We start from the raw sequence: 17,421 nt of genomic DNA, 5'->3' as shown, positions 1-17,421 counted from the left end.
AGTGTGGCCTGGGAAATACGGTGCCCATGAAACAAGCCGCTCCCTTGCTAGAGGCGGCCCATGGTGACGTGGGCTCAGCTTACGCCAATCCTCTCTCCTTCCCTACCGACATGCCTGCCTTCTCATGCTGTATGTCGGTTGTGCATCGGGGCTTGACATACTGCTGAAACACATCCTCACGCCTGGCTCAGCGGCGTTGCAGCAGTACCCCGCACTCGCAGTGATCGGTGAAGGGGAACTGATCGAACAGAGCAAAGCGCATCACCTGGTGCGTCTTGGTCAACTGATCGAGATTCTCGGCCAGGGTATCCGGATTGCACGACACATAGACAATGCGCTCATACCCACTTATCTGCGCACAACTCGCTGTATCCAGCCCTGCCCGTGGTGGATCGACCAACACTGTAGAGAAGTCATAGCTTTCCAGGTCCATCTCGTCCACCCGTCGCCCTTTCTTGTCACCTTTCAGGGCAGCAGAGAAGTCTTCTGCTGACATACGGGCGACATGCACGTTGTCAGTACCGTTGCGCTCGATGTTCAGTCGCGCACTGGACACTGAGGTACGCGAAATTTCTGTGGCCAGGACCCGACGAAAGTTGTCCGCCAGGGCGATGGTGAAGTTGCCATTGCCACAATACAGCTCGACCAGGTCACGTTCCTGGCTACCTGTCGTGACATCCTGGGCCCAACTCAACATGGACATGCAGATACGTGCGTTGGGTTGGGTAAAACTGTTCTCCACCTGCTGGTAATGCAGGGCTCGGCCGTCGACCTCCAATTGCTCCCATACATGATCGCGGGTCAGCACGATACGCTGCTTGCGTGACCGACCAATGATCATGACATCAAGCATTGCCTCCAGCTCGCGAGCATCCCGTTCCCAGTCCTCATCCAGCGGGCGGTGATAGACCAGCGTCACCAATGCCTCGCCGCTTAGCGTCGTGAGAAACTCGACCTGGAACAGCTTGCGGCGCAGTACGGGATTATCGCGAATGGCATCAAGCAGAGCGGGCATCAATGCATTGATACGCTGGCTGGCCACCGCAAACTGGTCGACCCGCACAGGTACCTTTCGACTCGAGTCTTCCGGGTCGTTTTCGAACATCACGTAGTAAAGGTCGTCGCCCTCATGCCAAAGACGGAACTCACAACGCTGACGATAGTGGCTAGGCGGTGAAGGATAGACTTCCAGCTCAGGTACGGAGAATCGAGCGAACTGGGTTTCCAGGCGATCACGCTTGGCAGCGAGTTGCTCGTCATAGCGCTCAGGATCGACAACGGGAATGGCCACGGCGGCTCCTGTAGAAGAAGGTAAATAATGAACGGGAATGCAGGTTCGTGTATTCAGGCGCGAGGAATTGACAGCAATGTCGGGGAGTTGAAGCCAAAGGAGGCAAAACCTTGAGCCATGGCAGGTATTCTTTCTGGCTCGAGTGCCGTAACCAGCACCAGGCCAGGTGCATCACTCAACTCCGGTGTACCCGCCACCTGGGCAGTGCGTCGGGCAATGGCATCACCGGAATCGATCCAGGCGAACTCTCGCCCCAGGTGCTCCTCGGCTGCCTTGGCCAGAAGATCGCGCAATAGAGGGAAATGCGTGCAACCTAGTACGATCGTGTCAATCTGGCGGTCTTGCTGTAGAGGGATCAACGCCTGACGCAATACGTTCTGATCAGGAGAGCACCCCAGAATCCAGCGCTCAGCCTGAGTGACCAGAGGATCTGCAGCAATGCGCATGACTTGACAGCCAGGGGCAAAATCATCAATCAGGCGTTGGGTATAGGAACGCGCCACGGTCGCACTGGTGGCCAACAGGGCCAGGTGTCCGCTCCGGCTTTCCCGGGCGGCTGGCTTGATGGCGGGTACCGTTCCCACTACCGGAATCCGTAGATGCGCTCGCAAGGCATCCAGAGCCAGCGTGCTGGCAGTATTGCAAGCGACCACCAATGTTCCCGCCCCACTGGCCTCGACCGCTGCAGAGCATACCGCCAGGATACGCTCCACCAGCCAGATATCTTCCCGTATGCCATAGGGCAACATGGCGTTGTCGCAACAATAGGCCAGTGACACGCCCGGCATACGCTGACGTAACGCCGCCACTACCGACAGCCCGCCAACGCCTGAGTCGAAAACCAATACCGGCCCTGTCATCTACGCTCCTATTTCCTGCAGTGCGTCCCTGCAATGCGTCTCTGCAGTGCGTCTCTGAAGGCGTCCTTGAAGAGTGCGCCCTTGAAGCGCACATCTTGGCAGTGAGCGGTATCGAGCTGGGTGGTGATGAGTGATGCGGTGAGCCATGTCACAACGCAGCAATAGCGTATCGTCCCACCCGTCAGGGCAGGACGATACGCTATGAAAACTCGGGACAACGGGTCTAAAGAAAAGGTGGCAAATCATGAATGGTGCCGCTGAAAGTGTTCCGACAAACGGGGCGGCGCCATTCTACCCTACTCGAACCCTTAAGCCGATATGCTATCGGGCTCTTCTCGTAGTTCTGCGTAAAGTTCGGGATAGGCAGCCTGCAAGCGTTCAAGCTCAGAAGCAGCCTTGGGCGGCAGTGCCGATGCCAGTCGTTCAAGATCCTCGTCGGTGAAGTGGTTGTCGATCAGAGGGAATAGCTGTTCGCGCTCGTCGCGCAGATAGGTGCGGTGGCTATCGAGATAGTCGTGCAGATCCTCGGCAAACTTGTCCATTGGAATAGCGACATCCATCAGAATCATGTCGATATCCCGAGAGAGTCGAGACAGACGGGCCTTGAGCTTGCGATAGTCCCCTGACAGTTGTGCAGTCACCGCCTCGCTTTCAGGGGCGACGCTCCTGAGTCGTTCGGTGCAGATCTCTTCAAGCGGCAGCGTAAAACCAGCCATGTAGTCCAGAATGTAGTCCACCACTTCCCTGATCAGCTGGAAATTAGGACGCTCTCCTCTGGCGAGGGTCTTCTGCTTGAGCTGAAGAACGTGCAGTATGCGTGCCATATTGGCATGATCCTGGCGCAGTTGTTTCAGCATGGGCATGGCGGAAACCTCCTCTGGCGCGTAACAGGGCGGAAGGTACTCTAGGATTAGACCTGCCTTCGCGAGTCGGGTTCCGGCTCCTCCTGTCGTTTATAGCCATCAGATAAAGTTTTTTCCAGCATAAGCCGGAGCCCGGAATGTATCACCCTAGACGTAAATCGAGAATTCTGCCTGTCGTTATTTGCCGCAGGGAAAGTAATCTTTATCTTACAAGCCCGCCCAGCTTTGGAGCTGTCGCGATTCACCCGGTACTTGCAGGAGAGCGTGATGGATTTGTTTGAACAGGCTCACCAGGATGCCAACGCTCCTCTGGCATGGCGCATGCGCCCAAGGAGCCTGGATGACTACCTTGGCCAGCAGGCACTGGTCGGCCCTGGCAAGCCGCTTCGCCGCATGGTCGAGGAAGGCTTCGTACGCTCGATGATCCTGTGGGGACCTCCTGGCGTCGGCAAGACCACACTGGCCGAGATTCTTGCCAGTGCCTCGCATGCCCGCCTGGAACACCTGTCTGCCGTGATGGCGGGGGTCAAGGATATTCGCGAGGTAGTGGAACGGGCCAGAGCCGCCCAGGCCCAGAGCCAGCCTACTGTGCTGTTCCTTGATGAGATCCATCGTCTTAACAAGAGCCAGCAGGATGCTCTGCTACCCCATGTGGAATCCGGCCTGCTCACCCTGATTGGCGCGACAACCGAGAACCCATCCTTCGAGGTCAACTCTGCCCTGCTGTCCCGGGCCAGGGTGCATGTTCTCAAGTCACTCGATGAAAGCGAGTTGATCGAAGTGATGCGTCAAGCGCTTGCCGATCCCGAGCGTGGCCTCGGTCAGCGCCAGATTCTCGTTGACGAGGAAGTATTGTCGATTCTGGCTCGCGCGGCAGCCGGTGATGCCCGACGCGCCTTGGGATTGCTGGAAACTGCCTGTGACTTCACTCAGGCGGAAGGCAATGCAGAACGTCTTCCACGGCAAGCTCTGGAAAATGTCATCGGCCACACGACCAGTGCTTTCGACAAGCAGGGTGACCATTATTACGACCTTCTGTCGGCCATTCACAAATCGATACGCTCATCCCGCCCGGATGCTGCGCTGCTGTATATCGCCCGCTTCATTCAGGGGGGAGGCGATCCTCTTGACGTCATCCGACGGCTCAGCGCCATTGCCTCTGAGGACGTGGGTAATGCCGACCCCCGAGCATTACCCCTGGTCATGGCTGCCTGGGACGCTTATCTACGCCTAGGGGATTACGAAGGCCAAAGAGCCATTGCTCATGCGGCCATTCATCTCGCGGTGGCCCCCAAGAGCAATGCCATCGACCAGGCCTGGAAGCACGCCCAGCAGTTCGTTGCCAGTCAACCAAGCCTGGAAGTTCCGATCTACTTGCGCAACGCCCCGACCAAGCTGATGGAATCCCTCGGCCATGGCGACGGTTATCGTTATGCACATAACGAGCCTAATGCCTATCCTGCTGGCAGCAGCCACGACTGCTGGCCCGATGGCATCGCCACGCAACGCTTCTATCAGCCTACCCAATATGGCCAGGAAGAGCGCTTTGCGCGCATCATGAGCTGGCGTGCCCAGCTTGATGAGCAGGCCGATGATATTCCATGACCCGTTGAGCGTCAGCTGCGGGGTCTTTACTTTCTGAGTTGCCAAAAAGAATGCCTCCCAGTATCACTGGGAGGCATTCTTCATTTCTCTCTGGCCTGTTCACCTGTAGCGAACATGGTGATTCCAGGCGTCGACCATTCAGGGCGACTGACGAATGATATCCGTATCGGACGGCAGCTCCAGACGGAAGCGGTCGCTATCCATGGAAGCATTCTGCTCGACGTTCTTGAACTCGATCGCCGTACGCTGACCGGTGCTGTCAGTCATCTGCAGGAAACCCAGACGCTCGCTGCGGAATGTCAGCTTGAGCTCTTCAAACAGGGTGTCTGCCGCCTTGGGCACCAGCGTAAAGGTCTCGTTCACGCCCTGCTGGCTGCTGGATACCTCATAGTTCTCCACCAGATCGCTCGCACTACCAGAGAGCAGCAGAGCTGGTGTATGCGTCACACGCTGGTCCAGCGGTTGAACCGTCGCCTGTTGCAGGTCAGGATCATACAGAGTCACTTCGTTGCCATCGGAAACCACCACCTGCTCATAGGGTGCATCAACCTCCCAGCGGAACTTGCCTGGGCGGGACAACCACATGTGGCCTTGGGCATGCTGCAGGCGTTGACCACTGCCATCCAGAATCTGCTGGTCAAAATCCGCCGAATAAGTATTGAGCGGCTGGAGCATGCGAGTCAGGCGTTCGGCGCCATCCGCCAGAGCAGTAACGGGAACCAGCAAGGCCACCGCCATGGCGGCGAGGCTCAAAGTCAAAGTACGTCTCAGGGTCATGGGCTTCTCCTTGATGATCCTGGTGATGCCACACGTAAATGTCTGTGTGACGCGCTGTCTGGTATGACGTCAGTATGCCGGGCAAGTTGCCCGAATAAAGCGAAAATCATGGACTTCCATGGTCGTTACACGCTGAACGGAAGGTGTCGCCATTCTGCAACACTCTCCGCTCATCTTGTCGCAGCTTTACTTGTCGAAGCTCAACTGCCAACGGGCGGCGGCGCCAATACCTCGCGCGCGCCATTACTCCCCATCTGTGAGACCACGCCAGCCATCTCCATGGATTCAACCAGCCTTGCGGCACGGTTGTAACCTATCTTGAAGCGGCGCTGCACAGCCGAGATGGAAGCCCGACGGCTCTCTGTCACGAAGGCGACAGCCTCGTCATAGAGTGCATCCTGCTCAGCATCACCGTCATCGCCGGCGCCATCTGCCTCGAGGCCAGTCAAGGCATCCGCGGAAACGCCACCGGACAGTATCTCATCGATATATTCCGGCTCACCACGACGCTTCCAGTCTTCGACCACGCGATGCACCTCGTCATCATCGACGAAAGCGCCATGTACACGGGTCGGCTGGCCAGAGCCCGCCGGAAGATAGAGCATATCGCCGTGTCCCAGAAGGTTCTCTGCCCCACCCTGATCAAGGATGGTACGAGAATCGACCCGGCTGGAAACCTGAAAGGCCATGCGCGTGGGAATATTGGCCTTGATCAGGCCGGTGACCACATCAACGGAAGGACGCTGTGTTGCCAGTACCAGGTGGATGCCTGCTGCACGGGCCTTTTGCGCCAGACGCGCAATCAGCTCTTCCACTTTCTTGCCGACAATCATGAACATATCGGCAAATTCATCGATCACCACCACAATGTAGGGCAGCTTTTCCAATACAGGCGGCGTCTGATGCATTTCCCAGGGCTGAGGCTCCCATAACGGATCCGCCACCTGGGCGCCATGACGCTCGGCCTCATCCAGCTTGCTGTTGAAGCCGGCGATATTACGCACCCCCATGGCAGCCATCAGCTTGTAACGACGCTCCATTTCGGCGACACACCAGCGCAGGCTATTGGCGGCTTCCTTCATGTCCGTGACAACCGGCGCCAGCAGATGGGGAATGCCATCGTAGACCGACAGCTCCAGCATCTTGGGGTCAACCATGATCAAGCGCAGCTCTCTTGGCGTGGCCTTCAGCAGCATGGAGATCAGCATCGCATTGACCCCCACCGATTTACCCGAGCCGGTAGTACCAGCCACCAGCACATGGGGCATCTTGCCCAGGTTGGCGATCACCGCGGCACCGCCAATGTCCTGGCCCAGAGCCAGCGTCAGGGGAGAGGCCTCCTGGAGGAAGCGCTCGGAGTCGATCACCTCGCGCAGGCGAATCATGGCGCGATTGGGGTTGGGTATCTCGATACCCACCGTGGGCCGGCCAGGGATGACCTCCACCACACGTACACTCTTGACCATCAGCGAACGAGCCAAGTCCTTGGCCAGGTTGCTGATCTTCGACACCTTTACCCCGGCAGCAGGCTTGATCTCGAAGCGGGTGATCACCGGCCCCGGCCAGGTATCGACCACTTCTGCCTTGACCCCGTATTCACGCAAACGCATCTCGAGCAGTTCAGCCATATCCTGCAGCTGCTCTGGCGTGTAGTTGGGCTGGTGAGGCTCAGGTGGTGTCAGCAGCCTCATGCTCGGAATCTCGCCATCCGGCTCTGGCAGGTCATCCAGGCCCGGGCGCTGGCTCTGCAGGTGCTCTACTGTCCACAAGGTCGGACCACCGGCTTCTGCAGCTTCCTGCGCCTGTTCAGCAGTTGCCACACGGCCCGATACAGCCTGCTCATCGCCTTGCCTGTCGGCCGGCTGAGAAGCCGGTACCGGTGTAGCGGAAACGGGAGCCTTGTCTGCTTCCCTGCCATCGGTAGACTCTTCTTTCCTGATGTCGCCATGCAGGGGGGCTGAGGGCGCACTGGCCACATAGTCCGGGGCAAAGTCATCATCAGGCAACACCGGCTCAGGAATGTCTTCTGCACGACGCTCGGCCCTGGGCGCTTCTGGTGTAGAGATGACATGCGATGGCTCGGGCGCAGGCGCCTCTCCTTCACGAGATGCCAGGGCCGCAGCAGCTGCAACCGTGCCAGCAACACCTGCAGTAGCCATGGCAGCGTCCTTGGCCCTGGACTCTGGACTGTCCTGGGGCTTGTCGACAGTCCGGGGCTCTCCAGTTGGCTTAAGCTCTTCAACTGGCTGAAGCTCCTCAACGGGCTGAAGCTCCTCAACTGGCTGAAGCTCTTCTACCGATCGGAGCGTTTCAACCGCCTGGGACTCCTCGACAAAAGGCACTTCGGTATGTGTCGACTTGTACTCGCCAGGTTTGTTGACCAGTGCGTGCACAGAGATACGCGGTTTCGTGGCCGGTTTTGACTCCGGTGCAACCGTTTCAACAGCAGGCTCGGTTGTTGGCGCGAGTTGAGATGCATCTGGAGAGGCTTCACTCCGAGAGCCGGCGGCCGGCAACTGCTCTCCTGCGGCCCTGGCCGTTTTCTCAGAGGCTATTTCAGGGGCTGTGCGAGGGGCTTGCTGCGGCTCTGCACGCTCAGCACGCAATGGCAACGTTTCCTGTGGCACGTTGCTGCCCTGCCCCTTGCCCTGTTCAGGCGTCACGCTGGAAAAGGCACTGCCCAGCGTTGGCTCAAGAGCCTCTTTCTGGGCACCCGTACGGCCCTGTTCCTTGCGTTCAGCCTTGGCGTATTGCTCGGTATAGGCAGCACCAGGCTGCTTGGCAGAAGGCGTCTGCTCAGGGACATCCCACGGAATCTCACTGTTGCCATCATTGCCAAAAGCGGGCTCCTGACGCTTGCGGGAGTCACCCAGGTCCGGCGCCTGTGAATCACGCCGCGTTCGCAACGAAGGCAACAGGCGCTGCCACCAGCGTGGCTTGCCCGCCTCTTCAACAGACTCCGCCGCGGGAGCGTCTTCGGTCTTCACCTTGCTCTGTTCAAGCTCAGTGCCGGCATCACGGCGAAACCGCTGGATCAGCGACAGAGCACGGTGGCCCATTTCATCAATCACATTGAACCAGGACAAGCCGGTGAAAAGCGGCAGACCACACAGGATCCCCGCTACGGCCAACAGGCCCGTGCCGCCGGTACCCACCAGCAAACGCAAGGCCCCAGCCAGGCCTTCACCAAGAATCCCGCCGGTCGAATAGGGAAGAGGGCTATTCGGATCGTAGAAGTACAAGGCCCCCAATGTCGTGGACCCCAGCAACAGCAAGACCAGTCCACCGCAACGTACCGCAAGAGCGGTGGCATCCCAGTCGATGCGGACCTGACGCGAACGAATCAGCCACCAGGCCGCAAAACCCAGCATACCCGGCCACCAGAGAGCACTGACACCAAATAGCGAATACAGCACATCAGCCAACCAGGCACCGACCGGCCCCATCCAGTTGCTGACCTCGGTTTCCGGGCCACTACTGGACCAGCCCGGGTCCGCCGAGTTGAAGCTGAACAATGCAAGCAGCAAGAATACGCAGGCGGCCAGCAAGACAATGATCACACCTTCCGTAGCAGAGCCTTGAAGACGCAGGCCAACCTTCTTGGCAGTCTCCTTGGCGGCTGCCGCCGTCGCCAACGGCGACGTGGATTTCTTCTTGGCAGTCAAACGGCCTCCCTCGCGCCCCTGAGGGCGTCTCCAACGTTCTTTCTGGAGGCCATGATACCGAGCCAGAGCGCAAGGTTATAGGCCTGAAGCACCTCCAAGTGGTTTTTATCGGATACTGAGGACAGGTTTCTCAGCTCCGGGACTGCCCAGGAAAATCATCATGAGCGGATCACAGAGCGGCCGTCTTGAGCTGGCCGGAAAAAGTCGGACTGAGCGGATCCGGAAACCTTTGCGAGGAAGCGGAAAAATAGCGCTGAACGTAGGTGAGAAAGAACCTTGAGCATGATCGACGCACAGGCCAAACTTGCATTTTCTCTCATATCAAGAGCCCAACCATGCTGCCCTGGCTCCCCGAGCACCCCGTTCAGTTTCCCCCCGTCAGCGACGCCCTGGATGACCCTGATGGCCTGCTGGCTGCCGGAGGAGCACTCACCTGCGATTGGCTGGTGAGCGCCTACCGCCGCGGTATTTTTCCATGGTATGGCGACGACCAGCCCATTCTGTGGTGGAGTCCCAATCCGCGCATGGTACTGTTTCCTGAGCAGGTACGTGTCCGCCGCAGCCTGGCAAAACGCATCAGAAACGCCGGTTTCCAGGTAACTGCCAACCAGGCTTTTGATCATGTCGTTGCAGCCTGTGCAGCGCCGCGCACAGGCGAGCCAGGCACCTGGATCACTCCGGAAATGCAGGAAGCGTATGAAACACTGCATCGCCGCGGCATTGCGCATTCTGTGGAGGTATGGAAGCAGGACGCCTTGGTTGGGGGCTTGTACGGTGTTGCACTGGGGCCGGTATTCTTCGGTGAATCAATGTTCTCTCTCGAGCCCGATGCATCCAAGGTGGCCCTGGTCCACCTGGCCCGAGGCATGGCACATGATGGCGGCAAACTGATCGACTGCCAGATGCACACCGCACACTTGCAAAGTATGGGAGCCAGCAGCATCGCCCGAACAACCTTCATCGGCTATCTTGATAGATGGTTGGGTGAGGATAATCTCGATGTGACACGACCTGACTGGTCCTTTGAATTCATTGGATCTGCATTGTGAATCCACGTGCTATTTTCTGCGGCAAATTCTACGGAGAAGGCATCCCTTGAGCAGCAATACTCCGCGGCAGCCAGTACGCGATCTGCGCTTCTTTCTCACAGTGCCCCATGCCTGCAGCTACCTGCCGGATAAAGAAGCCACTACGCTGTTTCTCGACCCCAAGGAGTCACCTGGTCAGGCTGTCTATGACTCTCTCACCCTGCTCGGCTTTCGCCGCAGCGGCCAGCACCTCTATCGTCCTCATTGTGAAGGCTGCAACGCCTGCATATCCGTACGCATTCCTGTCACAGAATTCACGCCAAATCGAACCCAACGTCGCTTGATGCGCCGCAATGCCGACCTGCGGGTGACGGACTGTCAGGCCCAGTTCAAGCAGGAACACTACGATCTGTATGCACGCTATATCATTACGCGGCACCACGATGGGGACATGTTCCCTCCTAGCCATGAGCAGTACCGGACATTCCTCAGCCTGGATCAGCCATATGCACGCATGCTGGAATTTCATCTTGATGACAAGCTGGTCGCGGTCGCTGCCTTCGATGAACTTCACCATGGGTTATCGGCCATCTATACCTTTTTCGACCCGAGCGAAGCATTCGAACGACGCTCTCTAGGTACCCAGGCGGTTCTGACATTGATCCAGAAAGCCAGGCATCTTGGTCTCCCACATCTCTATCTGGGTTATTGGATCGAAGAATGCCAAAAAATGAACTACAAAAGCACTTTCTCTCCCCTCGAACGGCTCGATGGCCGCCAATGGCGTCGCCTTATCCCTCTCTGACAAGCTAAACTTAAGCAAAAGCCACCCTCGAGCATGGCTCGTGGAGGGCTCGTTTGCGCGCTATTTTTGCCATCTGCCGCGGCATACGGCAGAATACCGCGCTACCCGAACGCCAGGAGGAACTTTCATGTCTCCGGCGTTGTCCTGATCCATCAGCGAGGATTCGCCTATATGGCACGCGAAGACCATATCGAAATGGAAGGCGTCGTCGTCGATACCCTTCCCAACACCATGTTTCGTGTCGAGCTGGAAAACGGCCACGTCGTTACCGCTCACATCTCTGGCAAGATGCGCAAGAACTATATCCGCATCCTGACGGGCGACAAGGTCAAGGTAGAGCTGACACCTTACGACCTGTCCAAGGGTCGTATCGTCTACCGCTCCCGTTAAGCCCCATCGAGGCGGAACATTCGGCGTGGGCAACGCAGCATGATGGCGCAGTATGCGCTGCTCTCACCCTCGCCCCTGCCCTGTAAGCTTCACGCAGCTTGCCGCAGTTCTCTATAAGCCTGTCTGCTTACTGCGCCCCTATACAGCGACGCCCCGTCGCTGGACGGGGCGTCGGCAGTTACGCCAGAAACCTCATGCTGAACATCGAGATTCAGGGAGTGTCTGCTGCCAGCTCCACGTCCGTAGACAGACTCAACTCCCCGTTCTCCAGCGTGACGTGAACCACACCGCCATGCTCTGCCAGATCGCCGAACAGAATCATCTCGGCCAATGGCTTCTTGAGTTTCTCCTGAATCAGGCGAGCCATCGGGCGCGCGCCCATGTCAGGGTCATACCCTTGCTCCGCCAGCCAATCCCGAGCCTCATCGTCCACTTCCAACTGAACACGCTTCTCATCCAGTTGCGCCTGTAGTTCGACGAGGAATTTGTCGACCACATTGCGCACCACTTCCACGGGCAAAGCGTGGAACTGGATGATGCCATCCAGGCGGTTGCGGAATTCCGGCGAGAAGGTCTTGCGAATCACCTCCATGGCATCGGTAGAGTGATCCTGGGTCTGGAACCCGATGGAGCGACGCGTAGCCTGCTCCACTCCTGCATTGGAGGTCATGATCAGAATGACATGACGGAAGTCGGCCTCGCGCCCGTTGTTATCGGTCAGGCGACCATGGTCCATGACCTGCAGCAGCAGGTTGAAGACCTCAGGATGTGCCTTTTCGATCTCATCCAGCAGCAAGACACAGTGAGGCTGCTTGGTAATGGCTTCGGTAAGCAGCCCGCCCTGGTCATAACCGACATATCCAGGAGGCGCACCGATCAGACGCGATACGGTATGGCGTTCCATGTACTCGGACATATCGAAGCGTACCAGCTCCACGCCCATGATCGTGGCCAACTGACGTGCCACTTCGGTCTTGCCGACCCCGGTAGGGCCTGCAAACAGGAAACTGCCAACCGGCTTGTCCGGCGACTTGAGCCCAGCGCGTGATAGCTTGATCGCCGCGGCTAGACTGTCGATGGCCTCGTCTTGACCGAACACCAGCATCTTGAGGTCACGATCCAGATTCGCCAGCAGCTTGCGATCAGAACTGGATACACTCTTTGGCGGAATCCTGGCAATCGACGCTACCACTGCCTCGATCTGATCCACGTCGATGGTATCGATACGCATCTCTGGAGGCAGCAAGCGCTGATGGGCCCCCGCCTCATCGATGACATCAATGGCCTTGTCCGGCAGGTAGCGATCATTGATATAACGATCAGCAAGGCGTGCCGCACACTCCAATGCTGCATCGGTGTACTTGAGCTGGTGGTGCTCCTCGAAGCGTGAGCGCAACCCCTTTAGAATACGAATGGAATCCTCCACCGAAGGAGCCAGCACGTCCACCTTCTGGAAACGACGAGCCAGAGCGCGGTCTTTCTCGAAAATACCGCGGAACTCCTGGAAGGTCGTGGAGCCGATACAACGCAGCTCACCGGAAGACAGCAGTGGCTTGAGCAGGTTGGAGGCGTCCATCACCCCGCCGGAAGCGGCACCGGCACCAATGACCGTATGAATCTCGTCGATGAACAAAACGGCATTGGGTTGCTTGCGTAGCTCACCGAGGAGGCCCTTCAAGCGCTTCTCGAAATCGCCACGATATTTGGTGCCTGCCAGCAGCGCTCCCATATCCAAGGAATACACCACAGCATCAGCGATGACATCAGGCACGTCTTCCTCAACGATACGCTTGGCCAGGCCTTCGGCAATGGCTGTCTTGCCGACACCCGCCTCACCTACCAGCAGAGGGTTGTTCTTGCGCCGACGGGCCAGAATCTGCACCACCCTCTCGAGCTCATGATCGCGCGCAATCAATGGATCGATCTTGCCCATGCGCGCCTGCTCATTGAGGTTCGTGGCAAACCCGGTCAACGGATTGCCACCAGACTCGCTGATGCCCTCCTCGCCCTCTTCCGATTCAGGAGATGACGGAGCCGGGCTCTGGCCATGCCCTGCCACCTTGGAAATGCCGTGGGCGATATAGTTGACTGCATCGACCCGAGCAACATTCTGCTGCTTGAGGAAATAAACCGCCTGACTCTCCTGTTCGGAGAAGATAGCCACCAGCACATTCGCTCCAGTCACTTCACTCTTGCCGGATGACTGCACGTGAAATACCGCGCGCTGAAGCACTCGCTGGAAGCCCAGGGTAGGCTGGGTTTCACGTTCGCTCTGATCCTCAGGAATCAGAGGCGTGGTGGAATTAATGAAATCCTGCAGGTCGGACCGCAGCTTATCGAGATTGGCCCCGCAGGCACGTAGCACATCGGAGGCAGCTGCATTATCCAGCAGCGCCAGCAACAGATGCTCCACGGTCATGAACTCATGGCGCTTCGAGCGCGCCACAGTGAAAGCCGTGTTCAGGGTCAGTTCAAGTTCTTTGCTCAGCATGGCAGTCCCCTTCTCGCCGCCTAGGGCTTGCGTCGGATCTTTTGTGGTCCGGCATCATCAACATCGGGCACAAACGCCGCCGTTGCAAGTTCTCCTTCAACGTTGCGGTACTTGCTGCCCGCTAACCCATGCCGTGAGCCCGTCCCGTAAGTCAAGAGCATCGCTGGATAACGTGAAACGAACGACTGAGTCCATCGCGTGAAATCAGTCTGCTGACTCGATGTCACTCAGCAGCGGATGCTGACACTCTCTTGCATATTGATTGACCTGATGACTTTTGGTTTCCGCAATATCTCTAGTGAAGATACCGCAAGTTGCCTTGCCCTGGGTATGCACTGTCAACATGATCTGCACTGCGCTCTCGTCATCCAGATGAAAAAAAGTTCGCAGCACCTCAACGACAAACTCCATGGGGGTGAAGTCATCATTATGCAAGACCACCTTGTACATGGGTGGCCTGGCCAGTTCTGGATCAGCCGCCTGAGTGGCCAGATCCCCTTCTTCCTCCTCGTTCGGTTGCGGCGGTCGCGTCATGCCCGCCATCGTGCTCACTACTGCGGACGCCGGCCACCTGGCCCAGTTATCATCATACTGGTTGAACATAAGCCTCACATCATCGTATTCGTGCACCGCTCACGACCCAACCTCTCACAGTTGGCCATCTCCCTGCAGACTATCATGACAAGCGTGCATGACAGGCTCTCATGACAGATTCTCCTGCAAGATGGTGATACCTGGGAGATAGACACCCTGTCGAGCATTGGACGTCGATCGAGCAGCTTGGTTCTCAACTTTATCTTCATTATCGGGCCAATCACTCACGCTTTCACGTAAAACCATGCTCCCGGTAGACGATTTCTAGTGAAATGCTCTTGAAAGCATCCGATGAAAACGTGCTTGTATAAACCTGCCTGTATAAACCTGCCTGTATAAACATAGCCCGATCATGCGTCTGGCTCAGATATGAAAAACCCCCGCCTGTCGCCAGGCGGGGGCTTGCATCATGTCAGCGCGTCAGCACTTACATGTTGGCGGCAACAGCCTCACCGAACTCGGAGCACTTCAGCAGCTTGGCATTGTCCATCAGGCGCTCGAAGTCATAGGTGACCTCGCCCTTGGAGATAGCCGCTTCCATGCCCTTGATCACCAGGTCGGCAGCTTCGACCCAACCCATGTGACGCAGCATCATTTCTGCGGACAGGATCAGGGAGCCCGGGTTGACCTTGTCCTGACCGGCATACTTCGGAGCAGTACCGTGGGTAGCCTCGAACATGGCAACGGTGTCAGACAGGTTGGCACCCGGAGCGATACCGATACCGCCCACTTCGGCTGCCAGAGCGTCGGACAGGTAGTCACCGTTCAGGTTCAGCGTGGCGATGACGTCGTACTCGGCCGGACGCAGCAGGATCTGCTGCAGCATGGCGTCAGCGATGACATCCTTGACCACGATGTCCTGGCCGTTCTTCGGGTTCTTGAAGGTCATCCAGGGGCCACCGTCGAGGAGCTCGGCACCGAACTCTTCCTTGGCCAGCTCGTAGCCCCAGTCCTTGAAGGCACCTTCGGTGAACTTCATGATGTTGCCCTTGTGCACCAGGGTCAGCGACTCACGGTCGTTGTCGATGCAGTATTGCAGGGCCTGACGCACCAGACGCTTGGTGCCTTCTTCGGAAACCGGCTTGACACCGATACCGCAACCTTCCGGGAAGCGGATGTTGGTGACGCCCATTTCTTCACGCAGGAACTTGATGACCTTGTCGGCTTCAGCACTGCCAGCCTTCCACTCGATACCGGCATAGATATCTTCGGAGTTTTCGCGGAAGATGACCATGTCCACGTCACCCGGGTTCTTGACCGGGCTCGGCACGCCGGTGAACCAGCGAACCGGACGCTGGCAGACATACAGGTCGAGTTTCTGACGCAGGGCCACGTTCAGAGAGCGGATACCACCACCCACCGGCGTGGTCAGTGGGCCCTTGATGGAAACGACATAATCCTTGACTACTTCCAGAGTCTCTTCTGGCAGCCAAGTATCAGCGTCGTAGACCTGAGTCGCCTTCTCACCGGCATAGACTTCCATCCAGTGGATCTTGCGCTCGCCGTTGTAGGCCTTCTGCACAGCGGCGTCGATTGCAATCTTCATCGCCGGAGTCACGTCGATACCGATACCATCACCTTCGATGAACGGGATGATCGGATTGTTCGGTACGTTCAGGGTGTTGTCGGCGTTGGCGGTAATCTTTTCGCCGCCCTCAGGGACGACAATTTTCTGGAAACCCATGGAGAACTCCCCTGTCTGGTCTTGTGAAGAAGGCCGTGGGAATGGCGTCGAAGGTGCACTCCAGTTGCCGCTTCTCACAGCTCCCCCTGTTCAGTGGAGCGCGGAGTATAGCATTACCCCCCGCTCACGGAGTAGGCTTTGTCGACAATCTTTCTCTCTTTGCCCTGACGAGTCCCATCATCGCTTCATGAGCCAGCTTTATTTACTGCACAAACCCTATCGCATGCTGTCCCAGTTCACGGACAGCGAAGGCCGGGCCACCCTGTCCGACGTGATCGACATACCTGGCATCTATCCTGCCGGGCGCCTGGACTATGACTCGGAGGGCCTGCTTCTGTTGAGCGATAACGGCGACTTGATTCACCGCATCAGTCATCCGCAACACAAGCAACCCAAGACCTATCGTGTCCAGGTCGAAGGCCAACCCAGCGATGCAGCCTTGCAGGCTTTGCGCAAAGGGGTCACGCTCAAGGATGGAGCAACATTGCCAGCCAAGGTTCGTCGACTCGCGGATTCCGGCCTGCCGGAGCGAGAACCGCCATTGAACCCCAAGCGCCACCCGGATACTTGCTGGCTTGAACTGACAATCACCGAGGGACGCAATCGCCAAGTGCGCAGAATGACCGCACACATCGGCCATCCCACTTTACGCCTGGTCCGGGTAGCCATCGGCCCCTGGAGGCTTGACGGCCTGGCCCCAGGCCAGTGGCAATGCCAGACTCTGCATGCTCCCAAGCGACCTGCAGGCCACTCCTCACCACGTTCAAGGAGGCACAAATGATGCGCTGGACACCCCACGTTACCGTGGCCACCGTGGTAGAGCGTGCAGGCCGCTTCCTGATGGTGGAAGAAGGCCGCGGAGGCCCGCACACCCTGTTCAACCAGCCGGCGGGCCACCTTGAGCCTGGAGAACGCATCCAGGACGGTGCCCTGCGAGAGGTTGCCGAGGAGACCGCATGGAGGGTCGGCATCACCGACTATCTTGGCATGTATGTCTACCATGCGCCGGACGGACAGACCTTCCATAGTCACGCCTTCTTCGGCATGGCCCTGGCCCACCTCGGCAACGAACTGGACCCGGGCATCCTCGACATTCACTGGCTGACCCTGGAGGAAGTCGAAGAGCTCGACAGGCAAGGCCGCCTGCGCAGCCCACTGGTGCTGCGTCGTATTCGTGATGCCCTGGCCGGCAAGACCTACCCCATGGAGGTGCTTCACGAACGGTAAGCCGCTCGTCGCCTTGCCCCGCTTCGTGTATAATTCCGGCCCATTTACTACATCTCAGTACCTGCACAGGCCTGCGGCACCTGCAAGACTCGTGAATGCCCGCTCCTGTACGAGAAAGCGGTTATTGGGTTGTTCTGTTTC

Annotated in this window: 14 protein-coding genes; 6 read left to right on the top strand and 8 right to left on the bottom strand. The window is 57.9% G+C overall.

Annotated elements, in window-relative coordinates:
* Positions 1–187: 187 nt before the first annotated feature.
* The 3 genes from trmA to E4T21_RS05925 form a co-directional block, all read right to left on the bottom strand.
* On the bottom strand, positions 188–1,291 hold the full coding sequence (trmA, locus tag E4T21_RS05935) for a tRNA (uridine(54)-C5)-methyltransferase TrmA (RefSeq protein WP_149284142.1): 1,104 nt from the start codon (positions 1,289–1,291) through the stop codon (positions 188–190).
* 53 nt (positions 1,292–1,344) lie between these two features.
* A complete protein-coding gene (gene murI, locus E4T21_RS05930; RefSeq protein WP_149284141.1) occupies positions 1,345–2,151 on the bottom strand; it encodes a glutamate racemase in 807 nt (268 codons plus the stop codon).
* 308 nt (positions 2,152–2,459) lie between these two features.
* A complete protein-coding gene (locus E4T21_RS05925) occupies positions 2,460–3,008 on the bottom strand; it encodes a hemerythrin domain-containing protein (protein WP_149287064.1) in 549 nt (182 codons plus the stop codon).
* A gap of 273 nt (positions 3,009–3,281) precedes the next feature.
* On the opposite strand from E4T21_RS05925, the gene E4T21_RS05920 reads away from it, so the two are divergent.
* Positions 3,282–4,619: a replication-associated recombination protein A gene (locus E4T21_RS05920; RefSeq protein ID WP_149284140.1), complete on the top strand. Its 1,338-nt coding sequence runs from the start codon at positions 3,282–3,284 to the stop codon at positions 4,617–4,619.
* Positions 4,620–4,757: 138 nt separating this feature from the next.
* Here E4T21_RS05920 and lolA read toward each other — a convergent pair whose 3' ends face one another.
* Together lolA and E4T21_RS05910 are read right to left on the bottom strand one after the other, a co-directional pair.
* On the bottom strand, positions 4,758–5,396 hold the full coding sequence (gene lolA / locus E4T21_RS05915; RefSeq protein ID WP_149284139.1) for an outer membrane lipoprotein periplasmic chaperone LolA: 639 nt from the start codon (positions 5,394–5,396) through the stop codon (positions 4,758–4,760).
* A 200-nt stretch (positions 5,397–5,596) separates the two neighbouring features.
* Positions 5,597–8,986: a DNA translocase FtsK gene (locus E4T21_RS05910; RefSeq protein ID WP_420827736.1), complete on the bottom strand. Its 3,390-nt coding sequence runs from the start codon at positions 8,984–8,986 to the stop codon at positions 5,597–5,599.
* A gap of 410 nt (positions 8,987–9,396) precedes the next feature.
* Here E4T21_RS05910 and aat point away from each other — a divergent pair, with 410 nt between their 5' ends.
* The 3 genes from aat to infA all read left to right on the top strand — a co-directional run bounded on the left by aat (position 9,397) and on the right by infA (position 11,284).
* Complete coding sequence (aat, locus tag E4T21_RS05905) at positions 9,397–10,110, top strand: leucyl/phenylalanyl-tRNA--protein transferase (RefSeq protein WP_149284138.1); 714 nt, start codon at positions 9,397–9,399, stop codon at positions 10,108–10,110.
* A gap of 46 nt (positions 10,111–10,156) precedes the next feature.
* Entirely contained in the window at positions 10,157–10,894 is a 738-nt protein-coding gene (locus E4T21_RS05900) for an arginyltransferase (protein WP_149284137.1), read from the top strand.
* 171 nt (positions 10,895–11,065) lie between these two features.
* On the top strand, positions 11,066–11,284 hold the full coding sequence (infA, locus tag E4T21_RS05895) for a translation initiation factor IF-1 (protein ID WP_013332816.1): 219 nt from the start codon (positions 11,066–11,068) through the stop codon (positions 11,282–11,284).
* A gap of 211 nt (positions 11,285–11,495) precedes the next feature.
* Here infA and clpA read toward each other — a convergent pair whose 3' ends face one another.
* The 3 genes from clpA to icd form a co-directional block, all read right to left on the bottom strand.
* Complete coding sequence (gene clpA / locus E4T21_RS05890; protein WP_149284136.1) at positions 11,496–13,775, bottom strand: ATP-dependent Clp protease ATP-binding subunit ClpA; 2,280 nt, start codon at positions 13,773–13,775, stop codon at positions 11,496–11,498.
* Between the two features lie 204 nt (positions 13,776–13,979).
* Positions 13,980–14,318 carry an ATP-dependent Clp protease adapter ClpS gene (gene clpS, locus E4T21_RS05885; RefSeq protein WP_149287062.1) on the bottom strand — a complete coding sequence of 113 codons (339 nt, stop codon included), beginning with the start codon at positions 14,316–14,318 and terminating at the stop codon, positions 13,980–13,982.
* Between the two features lie 478 nt (positions 14,319–14,796).
* On the bottom strand, positions 14,797–16,053 hold the full coding sequence (icd, locus tag E4T21_RS05880; protein ID WP_149284135.1) for an NADP-dependent isocitrate dehydrogenase: 1,257 nt from the start codon (positions 16,051–16,053) through the stop codon (positions 14,797–14,799).
* 187 nt (positions 16,054–16,240) lie between these two features.
* On the opposite strand from icd, the gene E4T21_RS05875 reads away from it, so the two are divergent.
* Positions 16,241–16,834 (top strand): pseudouridine synthase, encoded by a 594-nt coding sequence (locus E4T21_RS05875; protein ID WP_149284134.1) that lies wholly within the window; start codon positions 16,241–16,243, stop codon positions 16,832–16,834.
* Entirely contained in the window at positions 16,831–17,280 is a 450-nt protein-coding gene (locus E4T21_RS05870; protein ID WP_149284133.1) for an NUDIX domain-containing protein, read from the top strand. Before E4T21_RS05875 ends, E4T21_RS05870 begins: the two co-directional genes overlap by 4 nt.
* Positions 17,281–17,421 lie beyond the last annotated feature (141 nt).

Source organism: Halomonas binhaiensis (assembly GCF_008329985.2).
Classification (GTDB): Bacteria; Pseudomonadota; Gammaproteobacteria; order Pseudomonadales; family Halomonadaceae; genus Halomonas; species Halomonas binhaiensis.
Note: the sequence above shows the minus strand (reverse complement) of the source record. Positions and strands in the feature narration are given on the sequence as shown.

Bases quoted from the DNA above. Each gene is read 5' to 3' on its own strand.
- E4T21_RS05925 (WP_149287064.1), bottom strand. From the start codon at position 3,008: ATGCTGAAACAACTGCGCCAGGATCATGCCAATATGGCACGCATACTG.
- aat (WP_149284138.1), top strand. From the start codon at position 9,397: ATGCTGCCCTGGCTCCCCGAGCACCCCGTTCAGTTTCCCCCCGTCAGC.
- clpS (WP_149287062.1), bottom strand. From the start codon at position 14,318: ATGGCGGGCATGACGCGACCGCCGCAACCGAACGAGGAGGAAGAAGGG.
- lolA (WP_149284139.1), bottom strand. From the start codon at position 5,396: ATGACCCTGAGACGTACTTTGACTTTGAGCCTCGCCGCCATGGCGGTG.
- E4T21_RS05870 (WP_149284133.1), top strand. From the start codon at position 16,831: ATGATGCGCTGGACACCCCACGTTACCGTGGCCACCGTGGTAGAGCGT.
- icd (WP_149284135.1), bottom strand. From the start codon at position 16,053: ATGGGTTTCCAGAAAATTGTCGTCCCTGAGGGCGGCGAAAAGATTACC.
- E4T21_RS05920 (WP_149284140.1), top strand. From the start codon at position 3,282: ATGGATTTGTTTGAACAGGCTCACCAGGATGCCAACGCTCCTCTGGCA.
- murI (WP_149284141.1), bottom strand. From the start codon at position 2,151: ATGACAGGGCCGGTATTGGTTTTCGACTCAGGCGTTGGCGGGCTGTCG.
- clpA (WP_149284136.1), bottom strand. From the start codon at position 13,775: ATGCTGAGCAAAGAACTTGAACTGACCCTGAACACGGCTTTCACTGTG.
- E4T21_RS05875 (WP_149284134.1), top strand. From the start codon at position 16,241: ATGAGCCAGCTTTATTTACTGCACAAACCCTATCGCATGCTGTCCCAG.
- infA (WP_013332816.1), top strand. From the start codon at position 11,066: ATGGCACGCGAAGACCATATCGAAATGGAAGGCGTCGTCGTCGATACC.